The 14,560-nt window shown below is 43.0% G+C and carries 1 protein-coding gene; it reads left to right on the plus strand.

Going from position 1 to position 14,560, the window contains the following annotated elements; translation table 11 throughout:
• Window positions 1-881: 881 nt before the first annotated feature.
• Window positions 882-14,459 carry a non-ribosomal peptide synthetase gene (locus PLEUR7319_RS0116020; RefSeq protein ID WP_019506242.1) on the plus strand — a complete coding sequence of 4,526 codons (13,578 nt, stop codon included), beginning with the start codon at window positions 882-884 and terminating at the stop codon, window positions 14,457-14,459.
• The last annotated feature ends 101 nt before the right edge of the window (window positions 14,460-14,560 follow it).

A 14,560-nucleotide genomic window follows, 5' to 3' on the forward strand; every position in this document is an offset into this window, starting at 1 on the left:
GCTTAAAAATTGGTTACCTTTTGAATCAAATTTCAAATTGCTATCCATAATAATTTATCAAGCGAAAAGAAAGCTTTCAATGGTTGTCAAAAGCTTTCTTTTATCTGCTCAAATTTAGATTTTCTTCGTAATTACACTGAATATTTTATTGAGTTATTTTTATTTATTTCAAGTATTCAACTACGATCATTTATGTGAACTTTAAGTAACTTCTTTAAAATGTATTGCTTTTGTAAAGATGCTGTATCAGCAATAGAAATTCTTTAATATTTGTGCAATTATATTTATGAGAACTACAAACTTTTTTAAAAAGATAACTTCTAAATATCGATCTTAAACAAACAGATTTAATGAGCTTGATATTACAATTAATTTTGAAGCAAACACAGATGTAAATTATTTTAAAGAGAATATGAGCAGCTTATTATCATCAATAATAATGAGCTGTTTAGACATACAAGTTAATCTCAATATAAGTTCAACAAGCCTTTAAAAGCTAGGTTGAATTGATTAGACAACAACTGTATTCTTCAGGAGTAAAACCAGAAAATACTAGTAATGTCTATGTTCGCTCTCTCTTGGGCATATTTATACAGCTAAATTTTATCGCATATATATGATTAGAAACCATCAATCGCTCAAAAATATCAATTCTATTAAAACTAGAGATTTTAATTTATTGAATTGCTTAGTAATTCACTACATAAACTAATCAATATTTTGACCAAGTATTGAAATTAAGTAAATTGTTCCAGATTGACTGAATCAAGAAAATAATTTGACTGAATTATAAGGCGATCGCTCTGCACTTTGCTTAACTCAGAGTTGCTGTCAGAAATCTTTAACTACATACAACTATTCTTCAAATTTATATTATCGACATGAATCAGATTGTACCGTTAACCTGCAAGGAAGAATTTTCTTTGTCTTTAGCTCAACAGAGACTGTGGGTTCTCCATCAACTCGAAGGAGCTAGCTCCACCTACAATATGCCTACTGCCTGGCAGGTAACAGGTAGATTAGAGCTGACAGCATTAGAGCAAGCAGTCTCGGAAATTGTGCGTCGTCACGAAATACTACGTACCAATTTTCAGGTGGTCGATGGTACTGCGGTACAAGTGATTCGCCCCCATACCCCCATATCTCTACCCCTAATCGACCTACAACACCTGTCCGAGGGTGAGAGTGAGGCACAATTACAACGTATACTCACCGAAGAAGCCGAGCGACCCTTTGACTTGAGTCAAGAACCCTTATTGCGTCTCCTTCTGATCGAGTTAGCTGCCGATTCCCAGGTGCTGCTGGTGAATATGCATCATATTATCTCCGATGGCTGGTCGATGGGAGTTTTTACTCAGGAGCTATCAGCTCTCTACAATGCTTATATTCAAGGACAACCATCTCCTTTACCAGAACTGTCAATTCAATATGCCGACTTTGCTCATTGGCAACGAGAGTGGTTACAAGGAGAAGTCTATCAACGTCAACTCGATTACTGGCAACAACAACTAGCAGGAATTCCTGAACTATTAGAACTACCCACAGACCGAGCAAGACCGGCAGTGCAAACTTTTCATGGGGGTGTGGTCCGATTCGAGCTATCACGAGAATTAAGCCGCAAACTAGAGGCTATTAGTCAACAGGCAGGAGCAACCCTGTTTATGACCCTGTTGGCTTCCTTCTCCATCCTGCTGTCTCGTTATAGTAACAGCGAGGATATTGTGATTGGTTCTCCCATTGCCAACCGCAATCATCGTCAATTGGAGTCCTTAATCGGCTTTTTGGTGAACACTTTGGTATTGAGAACCAATGTGGAAGGGTCGTCTAGTTTCTGGGAACTACTGCAACAGGTGAGACAGACTACCTTAGATGCCTATGGTCATCAAGATTTACCCTTGGAGAAATTGGTGGAGGTACTGCAACCAGAGAGAAGTCTGAGCCACAATCCCCTGTTTCAAGTGATGTTTGCCATGGAGAATGGCACCGATGAAACTCACCAGATGTCGGATTTAACTCTGACTCCCCTACCGGTAAATAAAGTTACTGCACAATTCGACCTGACTCTATCGATGTCAGAGACTCCAGAGGGATTGACAGGATTATGGGAATATAACAGCGATTTATTTGACCCAGAGACGATTCAACGTCTAGCAGGACATTTTCAGGTCTTGTTAGAAGGGATTGTGGCAGCTCCGGAACAATCGATTTCCACTTTGCCTCTCCTGACATCAGCCGAACGTCATCAGTTATTGTTTGAGTGGAATGACACCGAGCAAGAATATCCTCAGGATAAGTGCATTCATCAGTTATTTGAAGAACAGGTAAAACTTCATCCTGATTCTATAGCCGTAGTTTTTGAAGACCAACAGTTAACTTATGAAGAACTTAATATTAAGGCTAATCAATTAGCACATTATTTACAAAAACTGGGGGTACAGCAAGAACAACTGGTGGGTATTTGTGTCGAACGTTCGTTAGACACGGTTATTAGTATTTTAGGGATTCTTAAAGCAGGTGGAGCTTATGTACCTTTAGATCCAGCCTATCCCTCAGAAAGAATAGCTTACAGCATTTCTGATTCGGAGGTTAAAGTTCTATTAACTCAAGAGAAATATGTAACTAAATTGCCAAAACATCAAGCAAAAATTGTTTGTTTAGATAGAGACTGGCAAGAAATCGCCAATTGTAATCTTGGAAATCCTAAGAAGGAGGTTCAACCCACCAATGTAGCTTATGTAATTTATACTTCTGGTTCGACGGGCAAGCCAAAAGGAGTATTAGTGAAGCACTTCAACGTAGTACGTTTATTTACTGCTACTCAAGACTGGTATAAGTTTGATCGCAATGATGTCTGGACACTTTTTCATTCCTATGCATTTGACTTTTCCGTATGGGAGCTTTGGGGAGCTTTAATCTACGGTGGAAAATTAGTAGTAGTTCCCTATTTAGTCAGTCGTTCTCCAGAAAATTTTTGGCAACTGTTAAGCAACGAAGGGGTAACAGTTCTCAACCAGACTCCTTCTGCATTTTTACAGCTAATTCAGGTAGAAGAAAATGCTAATATCGCTCCTCAATTAAATCTGCGTTATGTCATTTTTGGTGGAGAAGCTTTGGAAGTTCAAAGTCTTAGACCTTGGTTCAAGCGACACGGCGATCGCTCACCTCAGCTAGTAAATATGTATGGTATTACTGAAACTACGGTTCATGTTACCTACCGTCCTATTTCGATGGAAGATTTGGAAAAGTCAAGCAGTGTCATTGGCTATCCAATTCCTGACTTGAAGCTATATTTACTCAATAGCCATTTACAACCTGTTCCTATTGGAGTTACGGGAGAAATGTATATTTCAGGTGCAGGTTTAGCCAGAGGCTATCTTAATCGTGAAGATTTAACTAAAGAGAGATTTATTCACAATCCATTTAGTACCGATCCAGAATCAAAGCTTTATAAATCTGGAGATTTGGCACGTTATCTGCCTAACGGAGAGCTAGAATATTTGGGTCGTATCGATCATCAAGTAAAAATACGTGGTTTCCGGATTGAATTAGGTGAAATAGAATCCCATCTCAGTTCACACCCCTCAATTGGTAATTGTCTGGTCACTGCTCGAGAAGATCTTCCTGGAGATAAGCGATTAGTAGCTTACTTAGTGGCTACAGAGAACTTCTCGCCAACCACTAAAGAACTGCGCAGTTTTCTCCAGCAAACTCTGCCACAATATATGATTCCATCTCATTTTGTCTTGATGGAGCAGTTTCCTCTAACTCCCAATGGCAAAATCGACCGTCGGGCATTGCCAGCCCCAGAGCAAGTTAGAGGAGAAAGCGCAGCTACCTATGTGGCACCGAGCACCCCCATCGAACAACAATTAGTCAGTATTTGGACTCAAGTCCTTCAATTAGAACCCATTGGTATTGAAGATAACTTCTTCGAGCTGGGTGGACATTCACTACTAGCAACCCAAGTCATCTCTCGTATTCGAGAAACACAGAACACAGAAATATCCCTCAAAAACCTGTTTGAATCACCCACCATTGGCGAGTTAGCCCAACAGCTAGAAAGACTGGAAACCCAGAGCACGACGGTGGCACCAATTGTGACGGTTTCGAGAAATGAACCACTAATTCTCTCCTTTGCTCAACAGAGACTGTGGTTTCTCCATCAACTCGAAGGAGCTAGCTCCACCTACAATATGCCTACTGCCTGGCAGGTAACAGGTAGATTAGAGCTGACAGCATTAGAGCAAGCAGTCTCGGGAATTGTGCGTCGTCACGAAATACTACGTACCAATTTTAAGATGGTCGATGGCACTGCGGTACAAGTGATTCGCCCCCATAACCCTCTATCTGTGCCGATAGTCGACCTACAACACCTGTCCGAGGGTGAGAGTGAGGCAGAATTACAACGTATACTCACCGAAGAAGCCGAGCGACCCTTTGACTTGAGTCAAGAACCCTTATTGCGCCTGCTCCTGATTAAATTAGCTGCCGATTCCCAGGTGCTGCTGGTGAATATGCATCATGTTATCTCTGATGGCTGGTCGATGGGAGTCTTTACTCAGGAGCTATCAGCTCTCTACAATGCTTATATTCAAGGACAACCATCTCCTTTACCAGAACTGTCAATTCAATATGCCGACTTTGCTCATTGGCAACGAGAGTGGTTACAAGGAGAAGTCTATCAGCGTCAACTCGATTACTGGCAACAACAACTAGCAGGAATTCCTGAACTATTAGAACTACCCACAGACCGAGCAAGACCGGCAGTGCAAACTTTTCAGGGGGGTGTAGTCCGATTCGAGCTACCAAGAGAATTAAGCAGCAAGCTCGAGGCACTCGGTCAACAGGCAGGAGCAACCCTGTTTATGACCCTGTTGGCTTCCTTCTCCATCCTGCTGTCTCGTTATAGTAACAGCGAGGATATTGTGGTTGGTTCTCCGATTGCTAACCGCAATCATCGTCAATTGGAGTCCTTAATCGGCTTTTTGGTGAACACATTGGTATTGAGAACCAATGTGGAAGGGTCGTCTAGTTTCTGGGAACTACTGCAACAGGTGAGACAGACGACTTTAGATGCCTATGGTCATCAAGATTTACCCTTGGAGAAATTGGTGGAGGTACTGCAACCAGAAAGGAGTCTGAGCCACAATCCCCTGTTTCAGGTGATGTTTGTCTTGCAAAATGCTATGGAACAAACCAGGCAGATGTCGGATTTAACTTTAACACCTCTAGCGGTCGACAAATTTACGGCACAATTCGACCTAACTCTGTCGATGTCAGAGACTCCAGAGGGATTAACAGGATTATGGGAATACAACAGCGATTTGTTTGACCCAGAGACGATTCAACTTCTAGCAGGACATTTTCAGGTCTTGTTAGAAGGGATTGTGGCAGCTCCCGAACAATCGATTTCTACCTTGCCTCTCCTGACACAAACCGAACGTCATCAGCTCTTAATCGAGTGGAACGACACTCACGACACTCAGCAAGAATATCCTCAGGATAAGTGCTTCCATCAATTATTTGAAGCTCAAGCGCAAAAGACTCCTGATGCGATCGCTGTCATTTTTGAAGACCAGCAGCTAACTTATCGAGAATTAAATCAAAAAGCTAATCAATTAGCCCATTATCTAAAACAACTGGAAGTGAAACCAGAGACCTTAGTTGGAATCAGCATGGAGCGATCGCTTTTAATGATCATCGGATTTCTAGGAGTCTTAAAAGCTGGTGCTGTTTATGTCCCTCTCGATCCGAGCTATCCCCCAGATCGTCTCAGGTATATTATCGAAGATTCTCAACTATCAGTCTTATTGACCTGTTCAGGAGTTCTGAGTCCAGAATTAACTGCAGGTTGTATGGCGATCAATTTAGAAAGTCAGCAAAATACTATTGCTGAATATAGTACCGACAATCTTGACCTTACTTACTCCTTAGATGCTCTTGCTTATGTCATCTATACTTCTGGCTCTACCGGTAAACCAAAGGGAGTCTTAGTTTCTCATCGAGGAATTGGTAATCTGGCTCTTGCTCAAAGCCATGCTTTTGGTATTAAAGCTGATAGTTGTGTATTACAGTTTGCTTCTTTTAGTTTTGATGCTTCGATTTCAGAAATTGTCATGACTTTTGTAGCTGGAGCAAAACTCTGTTTAGCCACTTCCGAATCTTTATTACCGGGAATGAATCTGCTCGAACTTCTACGTCAAAAGCAGATTACCCACGTAACTCTGCCGCCTTCAGCTTTAGCCGTATTGCCCCATGAGCCACTTCCAGAGCTAGAAGCCATTATTGTCGCGGGAGAAAGCTGTCCTCCAGAGTTAGCTGCTCAATGGTCACAAGGTCGTAAATTCTTCAATGCCTATGGTCCTACAGAAACTACAGTCTGCGCTACTATCTGTCTATATGACCATCACAATAATAATCTACCTATTGGTCGTCCGATTGCTAATACGCAGATTTATATTCTAGATGAATTATTGCAACCAGTTCCTATTGGTGTGGTAGGAGAAATTTATATCGGTAGTGTCGGTATTGCTAAAGGCTATCTAAATCGACCTGAGCTTACCGAGCAGCGATTTATTATCAATCCTTTTGATGATTCTGAAAAACTGTATAAAACCGGAGATTTGGCACGTTATTTGCCCAACGGAGAGCTAGAATATTTGGGTCGTATCGATCATCAGGTAAAAATACGTGGTTTTCGGATTGAGTTAGGTGAAATAGAATCCCATCTCAGTTCACACCCCTCGATTAGCAATTGTCTGGTCACTGCTCGAGAAGATCTTCCTGGAGATAAGCGATTAATAGCTTACTTTGTTGCTACAGATGACTCCTCACTAACCACCAAAGAACTGCGGAGCTTTCTACAGCAAACTCTGCCACAATATATGATTCCATCTCATTTTGTCTTGATGGAACAGTTTCCTCTAACTCCTAATGGCAAAATCGACCGTCGGGCATTGCCAGCACCAGAGCAAGTTAGGGAAGAAAGCGCAGCCACTTATGTTGCCCCTCAAACTCCAATCGAACAACAATTAGTCAGTATTTGGACTCAAGTCCTTCAGTTAGAACCCATTGGAATTGAAGATAATTTCTTCGAGCTGGGTGGACATTCTCTCTTGGCAACCCAAGTCATCTCTCGTATCCGAGAAATACAGAACACAGAAATATCTCTCAAAAACCTCTTTGAATCACCCACTATTTGTGAATTAGCTCAACAGCTAGAGATATTACAAACACAGAACACGACGGTGGCACCAATTGTGACGGTTTCTAGAAATGAACCACTGATTCTCTCCTTTGCTCAACAGAGACTGTGGTTTCTCAATCAACTCGAAGGTGCTAGCTCCACCTACAATATGCCTACCGCCTGGGAGCTAAAAGGTTTATTGCAAGTGACAGTACTAGAGCAAGCAGTCTCGGAAATTGTACGTCGTCACGAAATACTACGTACCAATTTTGAGATGGTCGATGGCATCGCGGTACAAGTGATTCGCCCCCATACCCCTATATCTCTACCCCTAATCGACCTACAACACTTGTCCGAAGGAGAGGGAGAAGCAGAATTACAACGTATACTCACCGAAGAAGTCGAGCGACCCTTTGACCTGAGTCAAGAACCCTTATTGCGCCTCGTCCTAATCAAGTTAGCTACCGATTCCCAGGTGCTGCTGGTGAATATGCATCATATTATCTCCGATGGCTGGTCGATGGGAGTCTTTACTCAGGAGCTATCATCTCTCTACAATGCTTATATTCAAGGACAACCATCTCCTTTACCAGAACTGTCAATTCAATATGCCGACTTTGCTCATTGGCAACGAGAGTGGTTACAAGGGGAAGTTTATCAGCGTCAACTCAATTACTGGCAACAACAACTAACAGGAATTCCTGAACTATTAGAACTACCCACAGACCGAGCAAGACCGGCAGTGCAAACTTTTCAGGGGGGTGTAATCAGATTCGAGCTGCCAAGAGAATTGAGCCGCAAACTAGAGGCTATTAGTCAACAGGCAGGAGCAACTCTGTTTATGACCCTGTTGGCTTCCTTCTCCATCTTGCTATCTCGCTATAGTAACTTGGAAGATATTGTGATTGGTTCTCCCATTGCTAACCGCAATCATCGTCAATTGGAGTCCTTAATCGGCTTTTTGGTAAACACGTTAGTGTTGAGAACCAATGTGGAAGGGTCGTCTAGTTTCTGGGAACTACTGCAACAGGTGAGACAGACAACTTTAGATGCCTATGCTCACCAAGATTTGCCCTTGGAGAAATTGGTAGAAGTACTGCAACCAGAGAGAAGTCTGAGCCATAATCCCCTGTTTCAGGTGATGTTTGCCATGGAGAATGGCACCAATCAAACTCAGCAAATGCCGGATTTAACTCTGACTCCCATACCAGTAGAGCAAGCCACTTCTCAGTTTGACCTAACTCTGTCGATGTCCGAAACTCCAAAAGGATTAACGGGATTATGGGAATATAACAGCGATTTATTTGACCCAGAGACGATTCAACGTCTGGCAGGACATTTTCAGGTCTTGTTAGAAGGGATTGTGGCGACTCCGGAAAAATCGATTTCCACTTTGCCTCTCCTGAGAGAAGCCGAACGTCATCAGCTCTTAATCGAGTGGAATGACACTCAGCAAGAATATCCTCAGGATAAGTGCTTCCATCAATTATTTGAAGCTCAGGTAGAAAAGACTCCTAATGCGATCGCCGTCGTCTTTGAAGATCAACAGCTAACTTATCGAGAATTAAATCAAAAAGCCAATCAATTGGCACATTATCTCCGCTCTCTCGGTGCTAAAGCTGACTCATTTGTAGGTATTTATCTGGAGCGTTCCTTAGATATGGCGATCGCTTTCTTAGGTATTTTCAAAGCTGGAGCCGCTTATTTACCTTTGGATCTTAGTTATCCATCAGAGCGCATCGCTTTGATGATTGAAGATTCCCAAACTCCAATTATTTTAACCCAGCAGAAGCTGCGAGAATCTTTGCCCGAAAATACTGCCACCGTCGTCTGTCTCGATCGCCATTGGTCTTCTATTGCTCAGCACAGCTCATCCAATCCAGTTAATCAAACCTACCCGGAAAATCTGGCTTATCTAATTTATACTTCTGGCTCCACTGGTAAACCCAAGGGGGTAATGATTCCTCATCGCGGTTTGGTTAACCATAATCTGGCTATGATTCAAGAATTTGACCTCCAGCCAGGCGATCGCGTCTTACAATTTGCCTCAATTAGTTTTGATATTGCGGTAGAAGAACTTTTCCCTAGTTGGATTAGCGGTGCCACTGTTGTCTTCCGTCCCGAAGATCTGCTCTTAGCTGCCACTGATATTCTTCAGTTTGTGCAACAACAGGAAGTGACGATTCTCAACCTTCCCACTGCTTTTTGGCATCAGCTAGTGACGGAAATTTCTCAGTTGGAACTGGTCTTACCCCAGACAGTTCGTTTGTTGGTAGTGGGGGGTGAAAAAGCATCCCGTTCTCTTTATGACCGATGGGTCAAGTTGGTAGGAGAGCAATGTCGCTGGCTTAATACTTATGGTCCCACGGAAACTACTGTCACAGCAACAGTCTACGAGCCGGCTGCTAACCCAGAAACTGAGCAATCTGTCTCGGAAATTCCCATTGGTCGTCCCATTGCCAACACCAAGACTTATATCTTAGATCGACAGTTAAAACCAGTGCCCATTGGTGTCCCTGGAGAACTGCACCTGGAAAGTTGGGGTATCGCTCGAGGATATTTTAATCGACCAGAGTTGACAGCCCAAAAGTTCATCAGCAATCCTTTCAGCAGCGATACCAACAATCTGCTTTATAAAACGGGAGACTTAGTTCGTTATTTGCCCGACGGTAACATTGAGTTTATGGGACGCATTGATTACCAAGTCAAGATACGTGGTTTTCGGATTGAAATTGGTGAGATTGAAGCTTTATTAGAACAATATCCCGCCATCCAGCAGACAGCGGTTTTGGCTTGTGAAGGAGTCTCTGGTAAACGTTTGGTGGCTTATTTAGTGCCCCATGATGAGCAGGAAGTCAGCACCAGCGAATTACGTCAGTTCTTAAAGCAAAAACTGCCTGACTACATGCTGCCTTCAGTCTTTATGCAACTCGAGAGTTTCCCTCTAACTCCTAATGGCAAAATCGACCGTCGGGCATTACCAGCACCAGAGCAAGTTAGAGGAGAAAGCGCAGCTACCTATGTTGCCCCGAGCACCCCCATCGAACAACAATTAGTCAGTATTTGGACTCAAGTCCTTCAATTAGAACCCATTGGCATTGAAGATAACTTCTTCGAGCTGGGTGGACATTCACTACTAGCAACCCAAGTCATCTCTCGTATTCGAGAAGCACAGAACACAGAAATATCCCTCAAAAACCTGTTTGAATCACCCACCATTGGCGAGTTAGCTCAACAGCTAGAAAGACTGGAAACACGGAGCGCGACGGTGGCACCAATTGTGCCAGTTTCCAGAAATGAACCACTAATTCTCTCCTTTGCTCAACAGAGACTGTGGTTTCTCCATCAACTCGAAGGAGCTAGCTCCACCTACAATATGCCTACTGCCTGGCAGGTAACAGGTAGATTAGAGCTGACAGCATTAGAGCAAGCAGTCTCGGAAATTGTGCGTCGTCACGAAATACTACGTACCAATTTTCAGATGGTCGATGGCATCGCGGTACAAGTGATTCGCCCCCATACCCCTATATCTGTGCCGGTAGTCAACCTAAAACACTTGTCCGAAGGAGAGGGAGAGGCAGAATTACAACGTATGCTCACCGAAGAAGTCGAGCGACCCTTTGACCTGAGTCAAGAACCCTTATTGCGCCTCCTTCTGATCGAGTTAGCTGCCGATTCCCAGGTGCTGCTGGTGAATATGCATCATATTATCTCCGATGGCTGGTCGATGGGAGTCTTTACTCAGGAATTATCCGCTCTCTACAATGCTTATATTCAAGGACAACCATCTCCCTTACCAGAACTGTCAATTCAATATGCCGACTTTGCTCATTGGCAACGAGAGTGGTTACAAGGAGAAGTCTACCAGCATCAACTCGATTACTGGCAACAGCAACTAGCAGGAATTCCTGCACTATTGGAACTACCCACAGACCGAGCAAGACCGGCAGTGCAAACTTTTCAGGGGGGTGTAGTCCGATTCGAGCTACCAAGAGAATTAAGCAGCAAGCTCGAGGCACTCGGTCAACAGGCAGGAGCAACCCTGTTTATGACCCTGTTGGCTTCCTTCTCTATTCTGCTGTCTCGCTATAGTAACTCGGAAGATATTGTGGTTGGTTCTCCCATTGCCAACCGCAATCATCGACAATTGGAGTCCTTAATCGGCTTTTTGGTAAACACTTTGGTGTTGAGAACCAATGTGGAAGGGTCGTCTAGTTTCTGGGAACTACTGCAACAGGTGAGACAGAACACTTTAGATGCCTATGCTCACCAAGATTTGCCCTTGGAGAAATTGGTAGAAGTACTGCAACCAGAAAGGAGTCTGAGCCATAATCCCCTGTTTCAGGTGATGTTTGCCATGGAGAATGGCACCGATGAAACTCACCAGATGTCGGATTTAACTCTGACTCCCCTGCCGGTAAATAAAGTTACTGCACAATTCGACCTGACTCTATCGATGTCCGAAACTCCAGAAGGATTAACGGGATTATGGGAATATAACAGCGATTTGTTTGACCCAGAGACGATTCAACGTCTGGCAGGACATTTTCAGGTCTTGTTAGAAGGGATTGTGGCAGCTCCCGAACAATCGATTTCCACTTTGCCTCTCCTGACACAAACCGAACGTCATCAGCTCTTAATCGAGTGGAACGACACTCAGCAAGAATATCCTCAGGATAAGTGCTTCCATCAATTATTTGAAGCTCAAGTACAAAAGACTCCTGATGCGATCGCTGTCGTCTTTGAAGATCAACAGCTAACTTATCGAGAATTAAATCAAAAAGCCAATCAATTGGCACATTATCTTCGCTCTCTTGGTGCTGGGAAAGATATATTCGTGGGTATTTATCTAGAGCGTTCCTTAGATATGGCGATCGCTTTCTTAGGTATTTTCAAAGCGGGAGCCGCTTATTTGCCTCTGGATACCAGCTATCCATCAGAGCGCATCGCTTTGATGATTGAAGATTCCCAAACTCCAATTATTTTAACCCAGCAGAAACTGCAATCATCTTTGCCCGAACATAATGCCACGGTCATCTGTCTCGATCGCCATTGGTCTTCTATTGCTCAGCACGGTCCATCCAATCCAGTTAATCAAACCTCTCCGGAAAATCTCGCTTATCTAATTTATACTTCTGGTTCTACTGGTAAACCCAAGGGGGTAATGATTCCTCATCGCGGCTTGGTTAACCATAATCTGGCTATGATTCAAGAATTTGATCTCCAGCCAGGCGATCGCATCCTACAATTTGCCTCAATTAGTTTTGATATTGCGGTGGAAGAGCTTTTCCCTAGCTGGATTAGTGGTGCCACTGTTGTCTTCCGCCCCGAAGAGTTGCTCTTATCTGCCACTGATTTCCTCCAGTTTGTGCAACAACAGGCAGTGACGATTCTTAACTTGCCCACTGCTTTTTGGCATCAACTGGTGACTCAAATGTCTCAGCTGGAACTGGTCTTAACCCAGACAGTTCGTTTGTTGGTAGTGGGGGGCGAAAAAGCATCTCGTTCTCTCTATGACCAATGGCTTAAGTTGGTAGGAGAACAATGTCGCTGGCTTAATGCTTATGGTCCAACCGAAACTACTGTCACAGCAACAGTCTATGAACCTGCTGCCAATTCAAAAACCGAACAAGCTGTATCGGAAATTCCCATTGGTCGCCCCATTGCCAACACCAAGACTTATATCTTAGATCGACAGTTACAACCAGTGCCCATTGGTGTCCCTGGAGAACTGCACCTGGAAAGTCGGGGTATCGCCCGAGGATATTTTAGTCGACCGGAGTTGACAGCCCAAAAGTTCATCAGCAATCCTTTCAGCAGCGATACCAACAATCTGCTCTATAAAACGGGAGACTTAGTTCGTTATTTGCCCGACGGTAACATTGAGTTTGTAGGTCGTATTGATTACCAAGTCAAGATACGTGGTTTTCGGATTGAAATTGGTGAAATTGAAGCTTTATTAGAACAACATCCCACCATCCAGCAGACAGCGGTTTTGGCTTGCGAAGGAGTTTCTGGTAAACGTTTGGTGGCTTATTTAGTGCCCGATGATGAGCAGGAAGTCAGCAACAGCGAATTACGTCAGTTCTTAAAGCAAAAACTGCCTGACTACATGCTGCCTTCAGTCTTTATGCAAATGGAGAGTTTCCCTCTGACTCCCAATGGCAAAATAGACCGTCGGGCATTACCAGCACCAGAGCTTAACCAGCACTATCTAGATAGTGATTTCGTTGCCCCACGAAATGAATTAGAACAAAAGCTAGCTCTGATCTGGCAAGAGGTTTTGAATATTCAATCGATTGGTATTCAAGATAACTTTTTCCATCTTGGGGGGCATTCTTTGCTAGCTATTCAGCTATCTACTAAGCTGAAACAAACTTTTGAAGTTAATTTACCTTTGGCGGCATTATTTCAAATGCCGACCATTCAGCAGCAGGCTAGTTTCTTAGAACAGAAAGCCAATTCTCAATCTTGGTCTCCACTAGCATCTATTCAACCTAATGGTTCTAAAACTCCTCTATTTTTATTTGAAGGGGTTGGTATTTACTATCCTCTATCATCTTGTCTGGGTGAGAACCAACCTGTTTATGGCTTGTCAATTGAAATGATTGATGATTCCAAGCACTGGTTTGATGATATAGAAGGCTTAGTAGAACTCTATATTAAGGAAATTAGAACTGTTCAGCCTCAAGGACCTTACTATTTTGGTGGTATATCTTTCGGTGGCATGGTGGCTTTAGAAGCGGCTCAACAACTTCAAGCCCAAGGCGAAAAAGTTGCTCTCTTAGCTTTGTTCGATACTTGGGGACCTAATGCCTATGTTCGACACCCTCTTTATAAGAGACTTGGGACTCATTTACGTAAATTTTCTCGTTTGGGACTTGAGTATCTTGCATCCAAGAACAATTGGCTCCAAGGGAATGTAGATCAGGTTCAACAGCAATCTTGGACATCAATCAATAAGTTTAATTTGAATTTAGCCGAGGAAAATTATCAAGTTCAAAAAGAGCGACGATTAATTAAAGTAAATCAAATATACGATCGAGCTACACAAAACTATATACCGCGACCATATTCAGGTGATATTACCCTATTTAGGTCTATACAAATGGATGAAATGCTGGAATTTGGAGATGTAGATCCTCAATTGGGTTGGGGTAATCTAGCCGTAGGAGGATTGGAAATTATTGATATTCCTGGCGATCATCTCGGAATTTTAAAAGAGCCTCATGTTGCTAAATTAGCTCAAGAATTAGAAATTCGCATAGATTAATCCAATTTATCTTTTCAAGTTTTCAGCTAACGGCTAAAAGCTTCTAATAATCTGGAACTACTTATCTGCGTAAAGTTCTAATAGCAAGTACCTATTGGGTA

Source organism: Pleurocapsa sp. PCC 7319 (genome assembly GCF_000332195.1).
In the GTDB taxonomy this organism is placed as follows: domain Bacteria; phylum Cyanobacteriota; class Cyanobacteriia; order Cyanobacteriales; family Xenococcaceae; genus Waterburya.